Here is an 18,582-nt window from a genome sequence, read left to right as displayed (position 1 = left end):
CGCGAACGCCGATTTTCGGTACCGCAGCGTCTTCTCGTCGGAGCGGACGGAAGTCTTCAGGACATGCCGGCTGCCGCACTGCGGCCGACGTGCACTGGCAGGTCATCCGCCCAAGGTTGGTTGACGGCCATGTCATCGACTTCGACGTAACCCCGCTCGAACTCGCCGGTGGCTGCGTCGACGAGCCGATACTCCTGTCGCTTGGTGTGAATCGGCTGCGAGTCGAGGATCACCACACGAACCTCTCCCGGATCGAACCCGCAGCGCCGTTGCATCGCCTCGATCAGGCACTCGTTGTGCATGTGGCCGTCACCGAAGTTCCAGCCAAGCAGCATCGCGCAGACCTGCTCGCCCTCACACAAGTTGTAGTCAGCTTCGTCCTGGCCGGCCATGGCTCGGTGCGCCAACGTGAACAATGCGCGCCCGTGGGTGTTCATCCCGCGGAACGCGTAGCCGAGATAGGTGATGATCTGGGGCGTTTCACTGTCGTCGTACAGCCGCTCCAGTTGCAGGTGATACATCGGGCCGAGCGCTCGCGAGGCTGCCCGCAGCTTCTCGTCAGCCGACGGCTTCACGCACCACACCGTGGTGTCCCAGTTGCCTGCGTAGTACCTCATGCCGGGCAAGAAGGAAATCTTGTGCGGCAACAGGTTTCCGCACACCACGGTGCCCGCGAGGACGACAAGAAGCAGCACCACCGGCCAGGGTTCGCCAAGGTCAGGCAGTCCGATGTCCGCATGGCCGACGAAAAGCCAGAGCAACCCGAAGATCATGAAGACATTCCATTCCAGCGGAACACCCATCGGAAACGACAACAGGATGTTCAGGTGGAACACGACCATCACGAATGCCGCGACGGCGGTGGGCCAGCCACCGTGGGAGAAGAACAGCACCAGCGGCACCAACCCCTCCACTGCCGTCGAGAAATGCGCGATGAAGTGCGCGACACTGCTGGGCCTCAGATCGTCCGGATATCGCTTGAACATCGAGCGTTTGAGAATCCCCGGCGGGACAAAGGGATTGTTCGCCAGCATCGTCGAAATGACGAACGGAAAGTGCGCGTTGAGCTTGCTGGTAGCGGCGCCCAGCCAGATGACCAGGAAGACCACCTTTGCGCCGACGACGATGTCTGTCCCGACGAACAGGAACACCAGTGCCAGTGGCGCGTACACCTCGGCGCGGGCCGCCAGATAGATCACCTTGTCGCGCAACCCGAGCAACGCCAGGACGGACAGCACCGCGGCGGTCTGCCACCAGGGCAACACGCCGATCTCGGTGTCCAGGGCGGAAATTGGGCCGGACCCATCGGACAACAGCGCTGTCACGAGTAACACGAGCAGTCCGGCGTACAGCGCCACATCGATCGGGGACCGGTTGTCGCCCTTGGTCAACGGCACCCGGTCCGGCCACGGCGGCAGCCGCACGGTCCCGGGCCGCAACCAGTACAGGATCGATCCCATCGGCGGAAAGTAGCGGCCCGCCAAAGGCCCGAAACAGCAACCGAGCCCGACGACTTCGAACAACATCGTGTAGAGGACGGCCTTCTGGAAGACGATCGGCTCCAACCACCAGGCCCCGACGTTGGTGAATCCGTCGACGCCCCGAGTCGACAACGCGAACAACCAGGCACCGAGAACGTAGAGCACGATCTTCACGCCGTACATCAGCGGCATCACCACCGGCGTGCCGAAGCCGTTCTCGGCGATGTGCCGCGCCATCGGCACAATTCGCTCGGCGCGGGTGCCTTTGCTCCACACCGCGACATCGACGACCGGCAGGTTCGGCTGGAGAAACCCCATGCCGGAATGTTCCACGTCAGAGGCCGATTGCGGGGGTCTTTGGAACGAGGAGCCGCCCCGATGCTTGCGTCAGCAAGCGCGTCACCCCTGATTGCCGAGCAGACGTGGCGGTACCCGGAGTTGCCGATTTTCGGGTACCGGAGTGTCTGCTCGGCGGAAGAACTCGGCAGAGCGAACTCAGACCCAGCGGGTCGCTTCGACCTCGGCAGGCAGCGGCGGGTGCAACGGCACGTCGAGTCCGTCGTAGATACCGGGCTTCTGGGTAGCCAGCCAATCGATCGCGCCGAGCAGACGGTTGGCCGCCGTGGTGTTGCCGCCGTCGGCGCGGGTGCCACCCGGCACATCGGCGCGCACGACGATGCTCAACTGCGGATCGCCGTCGACGATCACCCGGTGATCGCCGACCCCTTCGTCGGGCTGCGGCCAGTCCGGCGCACAGGCCGGGTCGATGCGGGTGATGTGCTCGATGACGACCCGCTCGACCCCGTTGGCCCACCCGATGACCTGCAGGCGGAACGCGCCCTGGGTGCCTGCCTCGAACCGGCCCATGACGTTGTCGACAGCCTCGGTCAGCGGCAGCCGTTCGACCGTCTCGGTGATCTCGTCGATCTCCAGGCCGAGCCCGCGGCCGATCAAGCGGACATTGCCGCCCCACACCATGGTGGGGATGGACGGCAGCAACATCATCGGCGTCTCGTCCATCGACCCACCGAAACCGCAGAGCACCCGGACCGAGTGCGGCTGGTTGTAGGTGGAGTAGTCGAAGATCTCCTGGCACCGGATGGTGCGGATCCGGGTGCACAACCCCGCCGCGATCACGGCCAGGGCATCGTTACCCCAGCCCGGGTCCACGCCACTGACCAGAAGCGCGGAGTTGCCGGCCACCGCGGCGTCGGTGAGCCGCTCGACCCATTCGGCGGGAGCCGAGGCCGGGTCGTAGAGCGAGTACAGCGACGGCGTCACCACTTGCTTACCTGCACGGAGGCACCGCTCGATCTCGGCAAGGGCCTCCTCGGGACGGATATCGCCGGAAGACATATACGCCACCGCATCGCACTGGGCGAGTGCCGCGTCCACATCGGTGGTGGCCTCGACTCCGGTAGGCGCGTCGAGCTTGGCGAACGTCGCCGCGTCGCGACCGGCCTTGTCGGGCGAGGACGTGATCACCGCGGTCAGTTCGAGGCCCGGAAATCCCGTGGCCGACCTGATCGCCGTCGCACCCATGTTGCCCGTACCCCACACCGCAATTCGACGCATCGGGCCACCTTAGTAGACCATTGGTGACTATCCTCACATTATCCGAAAACAGCTGGTCAAGCCCGTTTACGGAAAGGGGTACAAGGCTCGATCAACCACTGGGTTGGTTAGCTTTCAGAAATTGCTCAGAGTCTCTTTGCGTTGAAGTTACCGAACGGTATAGTTAGCCGCAGTTACTGGTGGGTAACTTATCCAAAGTACCCAACCTCAGGTGGCATTCCACAAGGAGGAAAAGTGAGCCACTACAAGAGCAATGTCCGTGACCAGGTCTTTAACCTGTTCGACGTGTTCGGCATCGACAAGGTGTTCGGCACCGGCAAGTTTGCGGATCTCGATCAGGATTCGGCTCGCGAGATGCTCGCGGAGATCGCACGACTGGCCGAGGGACCCATCGCCGAGTCGTTCGCCGACGGCGACCGCAACCCTCCCGTCTTCGATCCCAAGACCCATAGCGTCACGCTGCCGGAGTCGTTCAAGAAGTCGATGCGCGCCCTCCTCGAGGGTGGCTGGGACAAGGTCGGCCTCTCCGAGGAACTCGGCGGTATGCCGGTGCCGCGTGCCCTGCAGTGGGCGCTGATCGAGCACATCCTCGGCGCCAACCCCGCGGCCTACATGTACGCGATGGGCGCGGGCATGTGCGAGATCTTCTACAACAACGCCACTGAAGAGCAGAAGAAGTGGGCAGTGCTGGGCGCCGAGCGCGGCTGGGGCGCCACCATGGTGCTCACCGAGCCCGACGCCGGTTCCGACGTGGGCGCCGGCCGCACCAAGGCCGTCCAGCAGGAGGATGGCTCCTGGCACATCGACGGCGTGAAGCGGTTCATCACGTCCGCCGACTCCGACGATATGTTCGAGAACATCATGCACCTGGTGCTGGCCCGCCCCGAGGGCGCCGGCCCGGGCACCAAGGGTCTGTCGCTGTTCTTCGTACCCAAGTTCCTCTTCGACTTCGAGACCGGTGAGCTGGGCGAGCGCAACGGCGCCTTCGTCACCAACGTCGAGCACAAGATGGGCCTGAAGGTCTCCACCACCTGTGAGCTGACCTTCGGTCAGCACGGCGTTCCCGCCAAGGGCTGGCTGGTCGGCGAGGTGCACAACGGCATCGCGCAGATGTTCGACGTCATCGAGCAGGCCCGAATGATGGTGGGCACCAAGGCCATTGCAACCCTGTCGACCGGTTACCTGAACGCCCTCGAGTACGCCAAGGAGCGCGTCCAGGGTGCCGACCTGACCCAGATGATGGACAAGGCTGCCCCGCGCGTCACCATCACCCATCACCCCGACGTGCGCCGGTCCCTGATGACCCAGAAGGCCTACGCCGAGGGCATGCGCGCCGTCTACCTCTACACCGCGACCTTCCAGGACGAGGACGTTGCCAAGGCCGTCCACGGGGTGGAGCCCGAGCTGGCCCACAAGGTCAACGACCTGCTGCTGCCGATCGTCAAGGGCTGCGGCTCCGAACGGGCCTTCGTCCTGCTGGGCCAGGAGTCGCTGCAGACCTTCGGTGGCTCCGGCTTCCTGCAGGACTACCCGCTCGAGCAGTACGTCCGCGACTCGAAGATCGACTCGCTCTACGAGGGCACCACCGCCATCCAGGCGCAGGACTTCTTCTTCCGCAAGATCGTCCGCGACAAGGGCCAGGCGCTGGCATTCGTGGCCGGCGAGATCGAGCAGTTCATCAAGAACGAGACCGGCAACGGCCGCCTCAAGACCGAGCGTGCCCTCCTGGCCACCGCGCTGGAGGACGTGCAGGGCATGGCCGCCACCCTCACCGGGTACCTGATGGCCGCCCAGGAAGATGCCGCAAGCATCTACAAGGTGGGTCTGGGTTCGGTCCGCTTCCTGATGTCGGTCGGCGACCTGCTGCTCGGCTGGCTGCTGGCCCGCCAGGCCGCAGTGGCCATCGAGAAGCTCGACGCCGGCGCCACCGGCGAGGAGCGCACCTACCTGGACGGCAAGATCGCCGCCGCATCGTTCTTCGCCAAGAACATGCTGCCGCTGCTGAGCAGCACCCGTCAGGTCATCGAGACCCTCGACAACGAGGTGATGGAGCTCGACGAGGCTGCGTTCTAAGAAGTTCGAAGTCGAACGCCCCCGGGTTACCCGGGGGCGTTTGTCTTTGATGCACCCGGGTGCAGACACGGCCGCCAACGGGTATCTCCGGACAGTGCCCATGGAGTTGACGAATTGGTTCCTCACGACAGAGGAACGCGGCAATCCGGACACCTTGTTGCCTGACTGGTGTGCCGGCAACCGGGTCGAACCGCTGATCCATGGCGCAACCTACTTCGATCGGCTGGCCGCCGAGGTGAGCGAGATGCGCCGAGGCGACCATCTGTTCTTCACCGACTGGCGCGGCGACCCCGACGAACGGATGCGCGTTGACGGACCTACCATCGCCCAGCTGTTCTGCCAGGCTGCCGCGCGTGGCGTTGTCGTCAAGGGCTTGATGTGGCGCTCGCACCTGGACCGATTCGCCTACAGCGAGGAGGAGAACCGGCATCTCGGTGACGTGATCGAGGCAGCGGGTGGGGAGGTGCTGCTCGACCAACGGGTGCGCATCGGCGGTTCCCATCACCAAAAGCTCGTCGTACTGCGCCATCCCGGCGCACCCGAACGCGACGTCGCCTTCGCCGGCGGTATCGACCTGTGCCACTCGCGCCGCGACGACGCCGACCATCATGGGGATCCGCAGTCGATGCGGATGGCTCGCCAGTACGGCGAACACCCGCCGTGGCACGACGTCCAGCTACGCATCCAGGGACCGGCGGTCGGCTCGCTGGACTTCACGTTCCGGGAGCGTTGGACCGACCCGGCACCGTTGGACATGCTGTCGCCGATCGCCTGGATCGCCGATAAACTTCGCCGCTCCGACCTGAACGCCGGCACATTGCCGCCGCAGCCACCCGATCCCCCACCCTGCGGCCGACAGGCCGTGCAAGTTCTGCGGACCTATCCCGATGCCCACTTCGAGTACGCGTTTGCCCCGCACGGCGAGCGCAGCGTGGCACGTGGGTACACGAAAGCCGTGCAGCGGGCCAGGAGCCTGATCTATCTCGAAGACCAATACCTGTGGTCCAAGCAGGTTTCGCAGTTGTTCGCCGACGCGTTGGCGAACAACCCTGACCTACACCTGATCGCGGTGGTGCCGCGACACCCCGATGTCGATGGCCGCTGGGCCCTGCCACCCAACCAGGTGGGCCGCCAGCAGGCGATCGAGACGTGCCGCGCCGCCGACCCGCGGCGTGTACATATCTTCGACATCGAAAACCACATGGGGACACCGGTTTACGTACACGCAAAAGTGTGTGTGATCGACGATGTCTGGGCCTGCGTGGGCAGCGACAACTTCAACCGGCGGTCCTGGACGCACGACAGCGAGTTGTCGTGCGCAGTACTCGACGGCACCCGCGACCAACGTGAACCCCGTGACCCAGCGGGCCGCGGCGAAGGTGCCCGGGTGTTCGCCCGCAACCTCCGGCTGCGGCTACTCGCCGAACATCTCGACCTCGCCCCCCACGACGATGTCGACCTGATCGATCCGGCGGCTGCGGTCGAGGCCGTCACGGCGTCGGCACAGGCGCTGCAGGACTGGCATGACGGCGGGCGGACCGGCCCGCGCCCGCCCGGGCGGCTCCGGCCGCATCAACCCGAGCGTCTCGCCCGGCTCACCCAGGCGTGGGCAAAACCGGTGTACCGCGCCGTCTACGACCCCGACGGGCGGTCTTACCGCGACCGGCTGCACCGGCGCTGGTAGTGCGGTGACCAAGCCCAACGTTGGCTCGTGTCTCAAATTCGGCCGAAATATGGGACACAAGCCAACATTCGGCGGATGACAAACTGGTCGCATGACTGAAGCCCGCGGCATCTTGCTCGTCATGTCGTTGATGGCGACGACCGCGCTCACCCTGGCCCTCGGGATCACCGATCCGGCGGCGCCGATGTCCTACCCGACCAAGTTCCTGGTGTGGAACCTGGTGCTCGCCTGGATCCCGATGGTCTTCGCGATCGCTTTCGATCTGGTCGAGCGACGACTGTGGCTGTTGCCGCTGGGACTGGGTTGGTTGGCGTTCCTGCCGAATGCTCCCTATCTGGTGACCGATCTGGTCCACCTCGGCGAGGGCTACGAGCTGTGGCGTCACGTGCTGCAGTACGGATTCGCCGCGTGGACCGGGATGCTGCTGGGCGTGGTCTCGCTGTTGCTGGTGCATCAGCGCCTTGACGACGAATTCGGCTCGTTCTGGGGCTGGCTGGCCGTCGTGCTGTCCGTGGCGGGGTGCGCCGTCGGCGTGGTCATCGGCCGGTTCCAGCGCTGGAACTCCTGGGACCTGGTGACCCGGCCCGATGCGGTGGTCGCGGCGACGTTCGACTGGATGCGCGCACCGCTGTCCTATGTGCAGTCGACCGGCGTGGCGATAGCTGTTGCAGCGTTCTTCGGGTTGGCGTATCTGACGATCTGGGCACTCAACGGACTGAATGTGCGCAGATAGTGTCCTGATCGTTATCGCGGTTTATCCCATTTGCCACATGGGTAACTTCTGTATCAGCGGCGCGAGTCCGCGACCGCACTGAATCAGAAAGAGGCGAATGGATCACCACCATGAACACCGTCCTATATTTCAGCGTCTACGGCGCCGTCTATGAAACCCGGGCCTACACCACCGCCGATATCAACCAGCTCGTCCACGACCATGGGCTGCACTGCCTGACCTCCGCGGATCGGCAGTTCGACTTCTGGTTCAGCCCGTCAACACACTCATGCCAGCGTCACGTGAACCGGAAGGCAACCGAACTCCTGCTGGCCACAACAGCTTTCACCCCCAAGTCGGTTCCGCTGCTGCGCGGATGCGTCGTCGTCGCCACGCACGACACCGACGGTGAACTCGACGGGCTGAGCTGGCAGCAACTGGAGCTGCTGGCCCGCCGCGACCGCTCGCTGACCACGTCGCAAAAGCGTGCGCTCGGTCGACACATCAACCGCACCGACGCCCGCCGAATCGACCCGCTCATCCCCGCCGCGCACTGCGACGGGTCGCATCACATCGCGGTCAGCCGCGTCCGCGCAACCAGTCGAAGGGCCTGGGCCGATTGATCGGCGATGCCGGAATGGCCCGTGGCGGCGGAACGCTACACGGGCGATTCATGGGCCAGCGCCCGGTAGCCCTTGGCTCCCGCCCGGTCGACGGCGGCGCGGACCAAGCCGAACACCAAGCCCTGCAGGGCTGCAGCCGTCAGCGCTTTGGCGGTGGACCTTTCGAGATCTTTGGGGTCGGGCGGTTCCAGATTCGGCTCATCGATGCGCTTCCAGATCTGGGTGAACAACGCGCCGGCCAACAGTCCCCCGCCCACGCTCGTCGCCATCGACAGCGGCAGGTACAGCGTTTTCGAGAGTCGGCCCACGGGTTCTCCTCGCATCGTCCAGGCCCCGAAAGAACGGCTTTCGGGCTGACAGTGCGGATACCCCGAACCGACCGGTTCTAACGGGTTCCGGCGGCGGTACGAGGTTTTGCCGGGCCCTGCGTCGGGCACAGCTGTGTGAGAAGTAGTACGCATGGGGAAAGGCCCACCGATGACTACCGAACCCAAAACCATCAACGAAGCGTCCACGGCCGAGCTCCTCGGCCAACTACAGCAGCAGACCACACGGCTGGTACGCGACGAGTTGCGATTGGCGCAACGCGAATTCCAGGAGTCGGCGCGCCACGCCGGACTCGGCGCCGGGCTGATCAGTGCTGCCGGCCTGCTGGCGGTGCTGGGCCTGATGACGGTCGTCGCCGCCGCAGTGGCGGCGATCGCGCTGGCCCTGCCGGTATGGGCGGCCGCGCTCATCGTCGCCGCGGTGCTGTTCCTCGGGGCCGGGGTGGCCGCGCTGGTCAGCCGCAGCCAAGCCAAACAGGTACCGCCGCCGGCGAGCCAATCGGTCGACAGCGTCAAGCAGGATCTCGACGAGCTCAAGGAGGCACGACATGGCCACCGCTGATCGCCTTCCGCCCGAACCGGGGCCGGACGCCGGCATCGACGAACTCCAGTCCGATATCGACAAGACGCGCAGCGAGCTGGGTGAGACGGTGGCTGCGCTGTCGGACAAACTCGACGTCAAGGGCCGGGCACAGGACAAGGCAGTCGAGACCAAGGAAGCCTTCGTCGACCGGGCCCACGCCGCAACCGAGGCCGCGCGGTCCAAACCGGCGGTTCCGGTGGCCGCTGTGCTCGCCGTGCTCGCGGCAGTAGGCCTGCTCGTGTGGTGGCGCCGCCGCTGACAGCTCAGAACCGGGTCAGGCTGGGCATCAACACGTCGTCCACGAGCGCCCGAACCGTCTCCTCGGTCGGCGGACGTCCTGGGATCAGGGACCGGAACACCAGATACCCGGGCATCACATCCCACAACTCGTTGTGCACCGCCGCGGCGGCGATCTCACCCCGGTTGACCGCATCCGTCAGCACTTCGGTCATCAGCTTCTTGCGCTGCAGAACGAACTGATTCTGCAGCGCCGCACTCAATTCCGGGCTGTGCGCTACCTCTGACATGATCGCGCTCATCGTGCTGCCGTGCTCGCGTGCCTGTGCGCACACCGACGAGCCGATGCTCAGCAAATCGGTCCGCAGCGCGCCCGTGCGAGGCGGCACCAACTGGATCCGGGTGCCCTCGATGAAGGCTGCCAGGACCAGCTCGGTCTTCGAGGGCCACCGGCGGTAGATGGTGGCCTTGCTCGACTTCGCTTCGGTCGCGACGGCTTCCACCGTCAGCCGGTCGTATCCGTGCTGCTGCAACAGACGCAGGGTGACCGCCAACAACTCCGATTCGCGCTCGGTCCACTGTGTCGCCGGGGCCGGCGGTGAGACGTCATGCGACGAGGCGGTCGAAGCGGGTGACACTGAAAACCTTTCCATAGCGGGCAACCACAGCCACTTGCCTGTAGGCCTTGCCCTGCAATCGACTGTACCGTACGGTACCGTTCAGGTGCTTGGAACGGCCAAAGACTCTCGCCTCACGGCGCGCAGAGCGCCCGTTGTCGAAAGGCTCTGAGATGCAGGGGATCTCGGTAGGCAGCCTGATAAGGCGGCGCTGGACGGTGATCGTGGCCGTACTCGTGGTGGCGGTCGTCGCGTTCACCGTCAGCCGACTACACGGCATATTCGGTTCCGACAACGAGGTGTCACGCCCCAGTGCCGACGCCCTGGAGAACACCGGATACAACCCGAAACGGGTTCTCTTCGAAGTATTCGGATCACCGGGCTCGGTAGCCACCATCAATTACCTGGACATCGACGCACAACCCCAGCGGGCCGAGGACATGACGCTGCCCTGGTCGCAGACCCTGGTCACTGATGACCCGACCATGTTCGCCGACCTGCGGGCACAAGGCGACGGCGCGTACATCGGCTGCCGCATCACCGTCAACGGTGTGGTCAAGGACGAAAGGTCCACCGACAACGTGAACGGCTACATCGCATGCTTGGACAAGTCGGCATGAGCGGGCAGCACGCCGAAGGCGCAGACGTCCGCTCCAGGACGTCGCGGACCATCCGCATGCTCGCGGTACCGATCGTGCTCGTGTGGGTGGCCATCGCCGCACTGACGAACATCCTTGTGCCACAACTGGAGGTCGTCGGCGCAGCACGTTCGGTGGGGCTCAACGCGCCCGATGCACCGTCGACCATGGCGATGCGCCCCATCGGCCAGGTCTTCGACGAGTTCAACTCCGACAGCGCAGCCATGATCGTGCTCGAAGGCGATCAGCCGCTCGGCGATGATGCCCACCGCTTCTACGACACCTTGGTGAAAAAGCTTGCCGAGGACACCGAGCACGTCGAGCACATCCAGGACTTCTGGGGAGACCCGCTCACCGCGGGCGGCTCACAGAGCAAGGACGGCAAGGCCGCTCTGGTGCAGGTGTACCTGGCCGGCAACCAGGGCGAGGCATTGTCCAACCAGTCCGTCGACGCCATCCGCGAGATCGTGGCGAGTGTCCCACCACCGCCTGGGGTCAAGGCCTACGTCACCGGCGCCGCGCCGCTCATCACCGACAACTTCGAGGTGGGTAGCGAGGGCACCGAAAAGGTCACCGGCATAACCTTCTTGGTCATCGCGGTGATGCTGCTCGTGGTCTACCGATCCCTGGTCACGATGCTCCTCATGCTCGTCACCGTCCTCATCGAACTGGCGGCCGCGCGCGGTGTCGTCGCCGCGCTCGCGCACTCCGGGGTCATCGGCCTGTCCACCTATTCGACGAACCTGCTGACGCTGTTGGCGATCGCTGCGGGCACGGACTACGGCATCTTCATCGTCGGCCGCTATCACGAGGCGCGTAGCCGTGGCATGGACCGCGAAGCCGCGTACTACGACATGTTTCGCGGCACCGTCCACGTCATCGTCGGCTCCGGGCTGACCATCGCCGGAGCCGTGGCCTGCCTGCACTTCACCCGACTCCCCTACTTCCAGACCCTGGGCGTACCCGCCGCCATCGGCGTGCTGGTGACGCTGGTGGCCGCACTGACGCTCGGGCCCGCCGTACTGACCATCGGGAGCCGATTCGGACTCCTCGAACCGAAACGCAATCCACGGGCACCGCGCTGGCGGCGCATCGGCACCGCGATAGTGCGGTGGCCCGGTCCCATCCTGGTGGTGTCGTGTCTGATCGCGCTCGTCGGCCTACTCGCCCTGCCGGGCTACAAGACCAGCTACGACGGCCGCCCCTACCTACCGGAATCAGCACCGGCCAACATCGGCTACACCGCCGCCACCCGCCACTTCTCCGAAGCCCGGCTGAACCCCGAGCTGCTGATGATCGAAACCGATCACGACATGCGCAACCCCGCGGACATGCTGGTGCTCGAACGCGTTGCCAAGGCCGTTCTGCACACCCGCGGCATTGCCCTGGTCCAGTCGATCACCCGACCGCTGGGCACACCGATCAAGCACAGCTCCATCCCATTTCAGATCAGCGCGCAAAGCGCCAGCCAGATCATGAATCTGGGTTACCAGCAGGACCGCGCCGCCGATCTGCTCAAGCAGGCAGGCGAGCTGTCCAACACGATCAACATCCTCAAGCAGCAGGTCTCCTTGCAGCAGGCCAGTGCCGCCGCCACCCATGAGCAGACGCAGGCGTTCCACGACACCGTCGCGATCGTGAACGATCTGCGCGACAAGATCGCCAACTTTGACGATCAGTTCCGCCCCTTGCGCAACTACTTCTACTGGGAACCACACTGTTTCGACATCCCCATGTGCGCGGCGTTGAGGTCGGTCTTCGATGCGCTCGACGGGATCGACAAGCTCAGCGACCAATTCGGTCAGATCACCGCGAGCCTGGACAAGCTCGACGCCCTTCAGCCGAAACTCGTGGCGCTGCTGCCGCCGCAGATCGCCATCCAGGAGCGCAACCGTGATCTCACCCTGTCCAATTACGCCACCACGGCCGGCACCAACTCGCAGTCCCAGGAAGCCCTCGAGAATTCGACCGCGATGGGCCAGGCCTTCGACTCCGCGAAGAATGACGACTCGTTCTATCTGCCGCCGGAAGCCTTCGACAACCCCGACTTCAAACGTGGCCTGAAACTGTTCATGTCACCCGACGGCAAGGCCGCCCGCATGATCATCACGCATGAGGGCACTCCCGCCACACCCGAGGGTATTTCGCACATCGATGCGCTCAAGGACTCCGCGTTCGACGCGATCAAGGCCACGCCGCTGTCGGACGCCAAGATCTACGTGGCCGGAACTGCTTCTGCGTACAAGGACATTCAGGACGGCGCCAAGTACGACCTGCTGATCGCCGCGTTGGCAGCCATCAGCCTGATCTTGCTCATCATGATGTTCATCACCCGCAGCCTGGTCGCCGCGATGGTCATCGTCGGCACGGTCGTGCTGTCGTTGGGAGCCTCGTTCGGTCTGTCAGTTCTGGTGTGGCAGTACATCTTCGGCATCCAGTTGTACTGGATCGTGTTGGCTCTGGCCATCATCCTGCTGCTGGCGGTCGGAGCGGACTACAACCTGCTGCTGATATCCCGCTTCCAGGAAGAGATCGGGGCCGGACTCAAGACCGGCGTCATCCGCGCCATGGCCGGGACCGGGCGGGTGGTGACCGCGGCCGGCCTGGTGTTCGCCGCCACCATGTCCTCGTTCATCTTCAGCGATCTCATCGTGCTCGGGCAGATCGGTACCACCATCGGCCTCGGTCTGCTCTTCGACACCTTGATCGTGCGGTCGTTCATGACGCCGTCCATCGCGGCGCTGCTCGGCCGGTGGTTCTGGTGGCCGCAGATCGTGCGGCCCCGCCCGGCCAGTCGCATGTTGCGCCCGTACGGATCTCGCACCTCGGTTCGCAAACTGCTCGAGCCGGAATCCGAGCCCGAGCCGACCACATCGACTTAGAGGCCGGACATCACGCCAGGTTCGTCCGCGCCCATTCCTCGGCGGTCGTGGTGGTGATCCCGCGAACAGCGTTGTAGGACTGGTCTTTCGACCAGGCAACACCGTTGGTGCGGGCGAACACCGCCCGGTACTTGCTCATCGTGTCCTCTGGGTGCTGCCGCAACTGCTCGGCCAAGAAGTCATCGGTCCACAGCGTGCGGTTCACCGCACTCCCACGGAGCCGTTCGACGATATCGGCGAGTTCGCGGTAGCTGATGGTGTCCCCGGCGAGATAGACAACAGTGTCGCGAAGTCGCGGTTCGGCGAAGACGATATCGGCGGTCAGTGCCCCGATATCTTCGGGAGTGGTGAGGGTGACTTGGTTGTCCCAACTTCCGAGCGCATGCACGGTACCGGCAGGCAGATCCACGACGCCGAACTCGGGTTCGAACAGGAAACTGGTGAACATGCCAGTGGAGACGATCACCCACTCCGTGGTGTGCTGGCCTCGCAGCAAATCACGCACGTCGAGCTGCTCATCGAACAGCGGCTGCGCGCTACCGCGACCTATCTCGTCATAGTCGACACCGAACTGCCATGGGAAGAACCGCGGCACTCCGGCCGCGAGGGCCGATCGAGCGAGTTTGCGCTGTGTGCCCGGCCCCGCCGCGAAACCGACACAGCTGATGACCGTGTGGTACCGGCCCATTACGGCTGCGAGCTCTGCCACCGACGCCGTCGAGACGTCGGCATGTTCTACCGTGATTCCCCACTCGACCAGTTCCCTACGGCGAGCATCACTTTTCGCCGCCTCGGCACCCGCTGCCGGCGGCCGCCGCAGCACCGCGAGAGTTGCGTCCGGAGGGCGCGCGACGTGATGGGAGAGAGCGAACAACACGCCGGCGCCGAGTTCTCCTGCCCCGATCACGAGAATGCTGGGGCTGTCTGCCGCTGATGACGTTGTGGGCAATGCGGCCTCCGTTACTGGTGGTGCGTCAAGCTTGCCTCGGCAACCACATCCACTTGCGGCCACCGGCAAGGACTGCAACCGCCAGATCGGCGACAATCATCCCCGTCAGCTGTCGAGCGAGCGCAGCAGCGCCCTGGTGCGGGCCCGGTTCTCGGGCGATGCGTCGAACACCACCCCGACATATTCGTCGACACCAATCGTTCCGAGCGCCCGAATGCGTTCTGCCACAGTGCTTTCGTCGCCGATGATGGCGGCATCCTCGGGACCGGCGTAGCCCTCCCGGTCGAGCATGGCGCGGTACGACGGCAGGTGCCCGTACATGGCGAACTGTTTGGCGGCCTGGGCACGGGCGCCGTCGACATCGTCGGTGACGCTGACCGGAAGTGCCGCGACGACGCGGACCGGGCGGTCCCCGGCCGCCTCGCGCAGTGTCGGGGACACGTGTTCGGCCAGTGTGGTCGGGCCGGTCATCCAGGTGACGGTGCCCGCTGTGCGACGGCCCGCGAGCTTGAGCAGTTGTGGCCCCAACGCGGCGATGTACACGTCTGGTGCCGTCGCCCCCGGGATCTGCAGCGCGCCGCGCGTGGTCACCGTCTCGCCCGGTGCGTCGGCGGGTTCGCCTGCCAACAACGGTTGTAGTCCGTCCAGATACTCACGGAGCCGACGCACCGGCTTGTCCCACGGAATGCCCCACATCCCCTCGGTCACCGCGGCATGGGTCATGCCGAGGCCGAGCAGGAACCGGCCGCCGCTGATCAGGTTGAGAGTGAGCGCACGCTGCGCCAGCAGCATCGGGTGCTGATTCTGGATCGGGATGACGCCGGTGCCCACCTCGATCCCGACGACCTCACGGAAGGCGACAGCGAGCACGGTCAACAGGTCCGGTTCGTAGGGCATCTGGGTCATCCAGACCCGCCGGAATCCCTCGTCGTGCAATTGCGCGAGATTCTCTACTGTGGCGTCGATCGGGGAGCGGCCACCGGTGTCACTGAGCGAGGCGATGAGGCTGGTCTGCATGTCACCACGCTACGGGCCGTATGGGCCAGACGATGCGGGGATCAAGACAAAAAGGGCGGGTTCGGGAGGACACCTGGGGGCGTTTCAATTCGTCTCACGCAGCCGGTCTTTCACCCCTGTACCGACTCTTTGGATCAGTCACTCCCGAACCCGTCGTACGCTCGATCGTACGCCTCGGGTACCCCTCAAACCAGAGAAAAGTACGGCCGAATTTGCCGAGAATTTGAAGCTAGGTCGCCCCGTGTTGCCGTCGGGTCGGGGGGTCAGACGGCAACACGGAGCTACCCGTGTATCGACCTCTATGCCGCGGCCGTTACACATCCCCGAAAGAAACTTTTCGGATGTTTTCGGTCTGGGCGTTTACGGAGGTCACGCCGCAAGCTACGCCTCCAGCCTGATGGTCGGGCTCCGCAAGCTACGCCTCCAAAATCGCGGTGACGCCCTGTCCCCCGGCCGCGCAGACAGAGATCAGGCCGCGCACCGGCTTACCCGTTTCCTTCTTCTTCTCGGCCAGTTGCTTGGCCAACTGGGCCACGATCCGGCCACCGGTGGCCGCGAACGGGTGACCCGCCGCCAACGAGGAACCGTTGACGTTGAGCTTGGCGCGGTCGATGCTGCCGAGCGCCTTGTCCAGACCCAGGCGCTCCTTGCAGTACTCGTCGGAGTCCCAGGCCGCCAGCGTGGCCAGCACCACCGAGGCGAACGCCTCGTGGATCTCGTAGAAGTCGAAGTCCTGCAGCGTCAACCCGTTGCGGGCGAGCAGGCGAGGCACCGCGTAGGTCGGTGCCATCAGCAGCCCGTCGGGCCCGTTGACGTAATCGACGGCGGCGGTCTCGCCGTCGACGAAGTAGGCCAGCGGCTCGTGACCGTGCGCCTGGGCCCAGTCCTCACTGGCGAGCAGCGCCACCGAGGCACCGTCGGTCAGTGGGGTCGAGTTGCCCGCGGTCATGGTCGCGTCACCGGCCTTGACCCCGAACACCGGCTTGAGCTTGGCCAGCTTCTCCACCGAGGAATCGGCCCGGAGATTGTTGTCGCGGTACAGCCCGAGGAACGGGGTGACCAGGTCGTCGAAGAAGCCACGGTCGTAGGCGGCGGCCATGTTGCGGTGGCTGGCGGCGGCCAGTTCATCCTGGTCGACGCGCTTGATGCCCATCTTCTTGGCGGTGACGGCGGCGTGCTCGCCCATCGACATACCGGTGCGGGGCTCGCTGTTGACCGGGATCTCGACGCCCAGTGCGGCCGGCAGCTTGCCGACCAGCTTGAGCCGGTCCACGTTGGACTTCGCCCGGCGCAGGCCCAGCAGAACCTGCCGCAGATCGTTGCCGAACGCGATCGGGGCGTCCGATGCGGTGTCCACACCGCCGGTGGCCGCGGACTCGTATTGCCCCAGCGCAATGGCGTTGGCAGCGACGATCGCAGCCTGCAGGCCGGTGCCGCAGGCCTGCTGAAGATCGAAGGCCGGGGTGTACGGCGACAACGAGCTGCCCAGCACGCACTCGCGCATCAGGTTGAAGTCGCGGCTGTGTTTGAGCACCGCGCCGCCGATCACCGCACCGAGCTGCTCACCGGCCAGATCGAAGCGCTCGATCAGCCCGTCCAGCGCGGCGGTGAACATGTCCTGGTTGGAGGCGTTGGCGTAGGCGCCGTCGGACCGTGCGAACGGAATTCTGTTGCCACCCAAAACGGCAACGCGTCGCCGGGTCGTGTTGTTGGCCATTTGTTTGCCCTCCACTGTCGGGTTGTCCGGGGCCATATTACCCACTGTTCTTACTCTGGAGTAAGTTCGGTATTGACAACGCAGTACTGCGAAGCGAAAGGCAGCTGAAGTGGCTTCCGACCTGTTCTCCCAAGTGGTCAACTCCGGGCCGGGATCGTTCCTGGCCAAGCAGCTGGGCGTGCCGCAGCCCGAGACCCTGCGCCGCTACCGCCCCGGGCAGCCGCCCCTGAACGGCTCCCTGCTCATCGGCGGCGAAGGCCGCGTCGTCGAGCCGCTGCGCGCCGCACTCGCCGGCGACTACGACGTCGTGTCCAACAACATCGGCGGCCGCTGGGCCGATTCGTTCGGCGGTGTGGTGCTCGACGCCACCGGCATCGCCGACGCCGCCGGGCTCAAGGAGCTCTACCAGTTCTTCACGCCGGTACTGCGCAACCTCGCGTCGTGCGCGCGTGTGGTCGTCATCGGCACCACGCCGGACGAAGCAGGCAGCGTCCACGCCCAGATCACTCAGCGTGCCCTGGAGGGCTTCACCCGCTCGCTGGGCAAGGAGCTGCAGCGCGGCGCCACCGCGTCGCTGGTGTACCTGGCCGCCGACGCCAAGCCCGGCGCCACCGGCCTGGAGTCCACCCTCCGGTTCATACTCTCGGCCAAGTCGGCCTACGTCGACGGGCAGGTGTACCGGGTGGGCGCCGCCGACTCGACCCCGCCCGCCGACTGGGACAAGCCGCTGGCCGGCAAGGTCGCCGTGGTGACTGGCGCGGCGCGCGGCATCGGCGCGACGATCGCCGAGGTGTTCGCACGTGACGGCGCGACCGTGGTGGCGGTCGACGTCCCCCAAGCGGCCGAGGATCTTGGCAAGGTCGCCGAGAAGGTCGGCGGCAGCGCCCTGACGCTGGACGTCACCGCCGACGATGCGGTCGAGCAGATCGTCGCCCACGTCACCGCACAGCACGGCGGCAAGGTCGACGTTCTGGTCAACAACGCCGGCATCACCCGCGACAAGCTGCTGGCCAACATGGACGAGAGCCGCTGGGATTCGGTGATCGCGGTGAATCTCCTTGCCCCGCAGCGCCTCACCGAGGGTCTGGTTGCCAGCGGCACGCTCGGCGAGGGCGGCCGGGTGATCGGACTGTCCTCCATGGCCGGCATCGCCGGCAACCGCGGCCAGACCAACTACGCCACCACCAAGGCCGGCATGATCGGCCTGACCGAGGCTCTCGCACCGGTGCTGGCCGAAAAGGGCATCACCATCAATGCCGTGGCCCCCGGGTTCATCGAAACGAAGATGACCGACGCCATCCCGCTGGCCACCCGTGAGGTGGGCCGCCGGCTGAACTCGCTGTTCCAGGGAGGCAAGCCGGTGGATGTGGCCGAGTTGATCGCCTACTTCGCCAGCCCGGCGTCGAATGCGGTCACCGGCAACACCATCCGGGTCTGCGGCCAGGCCATGTTGGGGGCGTGAGCAGGT

At 65.4% G+C, this 18,582-nt stretch carries 16 protein-coding genes; 9 read left to right on the top strand and 7 right to left on the bottom strand.

Annotation, left to right across the window (positions count from 1 at the left end):
• Positions 1 to 56: 56 nt before the first annotated feature.
• Together AC4ELH_RS28890 and AC4ELH_RS28885 are read right to left on the bottom strand one after the other, a co-directional pair.
• Entirely contained in the window at positions 57 to 1,799 is a 1,743-nt protein-coding gene (locus AC4ELH_RS28890; protein WP_498888240.1) for a DUF3556 domain-containing protein, read from the bottom strand.
• A gap of 177 nt (positions 1,800 to 1,976) precedes the next feature.
• Entirely contained in the window at positions 1,977 to 3,056 is a 1,080-nt protein-coding gene (locus AC4ELH_RS28885; protein ID WP_498888238.1) for an NAD(P)H-dependent amine dehydrogenase family protein, read from the bottom strand.
• Between the two features lie 234 nt (positions 3,057 to 3,290).
• Here AC4ELH_RS28885 and AC4ELH_RS28880 point away from each other — a divergent pair, with 234 nt between their 5' ends.
• The 4 genes from AC4ELH_RS28880 (at position 3,291) to AC4ELH_RS28865 (ending at position 8,148) form a co-directional block, all read left to right on the top strand.
• Positions 3,291 to 5,129 (top strand): acyl-CoA dehydrogenase, encoded by a 1,839-nt coding sequence (locus AC4ELH_RS28880; protein WP_064882157.1) that lies wholly within the window; start codon positions 3,291 to 3,293, stop codon positions 5,127 to 5,129.
• Positions 5,130 to 5,229: 100 nt separating this feature from the next.
• On the top strand, positions 5,230 to 6,813 hold the full coding sequence (locus AC4ELH_RS28875; protein ID WP_498888235.1) for a phospholipase D family protein: 1,584 nt from the start codon (positions 5,230 to 5,232) through the stop codon (positions 6,811 to 6,813).
• Positions 6,814 to 6,904: 91 nt separating this feature from the next.
• Positions 6,905 to 7,546, top strand: a complete 642-nt coding sequence (locus AC4ELH_RS28870; RefSeq protein WP_055119693.1) for a DUF1361 domain-containing protein — start codon at positions 6,905 to 6,907, stop codon at positions 7,544 to 7,546.
• Between the two features lie 110 nt (positions 7,547 to 7,656).
• Entirely contained in the window at positions 7,657 to 8,148 is a 492-nt protein-coding gene (locus AC4ELH_RS28865; protein WP_498888233.1) for a hypothetical protein, read from the top strand.
• Positions 8,149 to 8,183: 35 nt separating this feature from the next.
• Here AC4ELH_RS28865 and AC4ELH_RS28860 read toward each other — a convergent pair whose 3' ends face one another.
• A complete protein-coding gene (locus AC4ELH_RS28860) occupies positions 8,184 to 8,456 on the bottom strand; it encodes a DUF4235 domain-containing protein (RefSeq protein WP_498888231.1) in 273 nt (90 codons plus the stop codon).
• A 169-nt stretch (positions 8,457 to 8,625) separates the two neighbouring features.
• Between AC4ELH_RS28860 and AC4ELH_RS28855 the strand changes: the two genes are divergently transcribed.
• Positions 8,626 to 9,036 (top strand): phage holin family protein, encoded by a 411-nt coding sequence (locus tag AC4ELH_RS28855; RefSeq protein WP_064882151.1) that lies wholly within the window; start codon positions 8,626 to 8,628, stop codon positions 9,034 to 9,036.
• Positions 9,023 to 9,316 (top strand): DUF3618 domain-containing protein, encoded by a 294-nt coding sequence (locus tag AC4ELH_RS28850; protein WP_064957889.1) that lies wholly within the window; start codon positions 9,023 to 9,025, stop codon positions 9,314 to 9,316. Before AC4ELH_RS28855 ends, AC4ELH_RS28850 begins: the two co-directional genes overlap by 14 nt.
• A 4-nt stretch (positions 9,317 to 9,320) precedes the next feature.
• On the opposite strand, the gene AC4ELH_RS28845 is transcribed toward AC4ELH_RS28850, so the two are convergent.
• A complete protein-coding gene (locus tag AC4ELH_RS28845; RefSeq protein WP_463793995.1) occupies positions 9,321 to 9,947 on the bottom strand; it encodes a TetR/AcrR family transcriptional regulator in 627 nt (208 codons plus the stop codon).
• A 137-nt stretch (positions 9,948 to 10,084) separates the two neighbouring features.
• Between AC4ELH_RS28845 and AC4ELH_RS28840 the strand changes: the two genes are divergently transcribed.
• Both AC4ELH_RS28840 and AC4ELH_RS28835 read left to right on the top strand, forming a co-directional pair.
• Positions 10,085 to 10,531, top strand: coding sequence for an MmpS family transport accessory protein (locus AC4ELH_RS28840; protein WP_498888228.1), 447 nt, complete (start codon positions 10,085 to 10,087; stop codon positions 10,529 to 10,531).
• A complete protein-coding gene (locus AC4ELH_RS28835) occupies positions 10,528 to 13,431 on the top strand; it encodes an MMPL/RND family transporter (protein WP_498888226.1) in 2,904 nt (967 codons plus the stop codon). Before AC4ELH_RS28840 ends, AC4ELH_RS28835 begins: the two co-directional genes overlap by 4 nt.
• Before the next feature lie 10 nt (positions 13,432 to 13,441).
• Here the strand turns inward: AC4ELH_RS28835 and AC4ELH_RS28830 are convergent, their stop codons facing one another.
• From AC4ELH_RS28830 to AC4ELH_RS28820, 3 genes are all read right to left on the bottom strand, one after another.
• A complete protein-coding gene (locus AC4ELH_RS28830; RefSeq protein ID WP_498888224.1) occupies positions 13,442 to 14,380 on the bottom strand; it encodes an aromatic alcohol reductase in 939 nt (312 codons plus the stop codon).
• Between the two features lie 105 nt (positions 14,381 to 14,485).
• Positions 14,486 to 15,397, bottom strand: coding sequence for a TIGR03564 family F420-dependent LLM class oxidoreductase (locus tag AC4ELH_RS28825; RefSeq protein WP_498888222.1), 912 nt, complete (start codon positions 15,395 to 15,397; stop codon positions 14,486 to 14,488).
• A gap of 415 nt (positions 15,398 to 15,812) precedes the next feature.
• A complete protein-coding gene (locus tag AC4ELH_RS28820) occupies positions 15,813 to 17,114 on the bottom strand; it encodes an acetyl-CoA C-acetyltransferase (RefSeq protein WP_064934264.1) in 1,302 nt (433 codons plus the stop codon).
• Positions 17,115 to 17,223: 109 nt separating this feature from the next.
• Here AC4ELH_RS28820 and AC4ELH_RS28815 point away from each other — a divergent pair, with 109 nt between their 5' ends.
• Positions 17,224 to 18,576, top strand: a complete 1,353-nt coding sequence (locus AC4ELH_RS28815) for a 3-oxoacyl-ACP reductase (RefSeq protein ID WP_463793988.1) — start codon at positions 17,224 to 17,226, stop codon at positions 18,574 to 18,576.
• Positions 18,577 to 18,582: the final 6 nt, after the last annotated feature.

This window comes from Mycobacterium shunyiense, assembly GCF_058270075.1.
Note: the sequence above shows the minus strand (reverse complement) of the source record. Positions and strands in the feature narration are given on the sequence as shown.

Bases quoted from the DNA above. Each gene is read 5' to 3' on its own strand.
- AC4ELH_RS28850 (WP_064957889.1), top strand. From the start codon at position 9,023: ATGGCCACCGCTGATCGCCTTCCGCCCGAACCGGGGCCGGACGCCGGC.
- AC4ELH_RS28885 (WP_498888238.1), bottom strand. From the start codon at position 3,056: ATGCGTCGAATTGCGGTGTGGGGTACGGGCAACATGGGTGCGACGGCG.
- AC4ELH_RS28890 (WP_498888240.1), bottom strand. From the start codon at position 1,799: ATGGGGTTTCTCCAGCCGAACCTGCCGGTCGTCGATGTCGCGGTGTGG.
- AC4ELH_RS28820 (WP_064934264.1), bottom strand. From the start codon at position 17,114: ATGGCCAACAACACGACCCGGCGACGCGTTGCCGTTTTGGGTGGCAAC.
- AC4ELH_RS28865 (WP_498888233.1), top strand. From the start codon at position 7,657: ATGAACACCGTCCTATATTTCAGCGTCTACGGCGCCGTCTATGAAACC.
- AC4ELH_RS28875 (WP_498888235.1), top strand. From the start codon at position 5,230: ATGGAGTTGACGAATTGGTTCCTCACGACAGAGGAACGCGGCAATCCG.
- AC4ELH_RS28855 (WP_064882151.1), top strand. From the start codon at position 8,626: ATGACTACCGAACCCAAAACCATCAACGAAGCGTCCACGGCCGAGCTC.
- AC4ELH_RS28840 (WP_498888228.1), top strand. From the start codon at position 10,085: ATGCAGGGGATCTCGGTAGGCAGCCTGATAAGGCGGCGCTGGACGGTG.
- AC4ELH_RS28825 (WP_498888222.1), bottom strand. From the start codon at position 15,397: ATGCAGACCAGCCTCATCGCCTCGCTCAGTGACACCGGTGGCCGCTCC.
- AC4ELH_RS28845 (WP_463793995.1), bottom strand. From the start codon at position 9,947: ATGGAAAGGTTTTCAGTGTCACCCGCTTCGACCGCCTCGTCGCATGAC.
- AC4ELH_RS28870 (WP_055119693.1), top strand. From the start codon at position 6,905: ATGACTGAAGCCCGCGGCATCTTGCTCGTCATGTCGTTGATGGCGACG.
- AC4ELH_RS28835 (WP_498888226.1), top strand. From the start codon at position 10,528: ATGAGCGGGCAGCACGCCGAAGGCGCAGACGTCCGCTCCAGGACGTCG.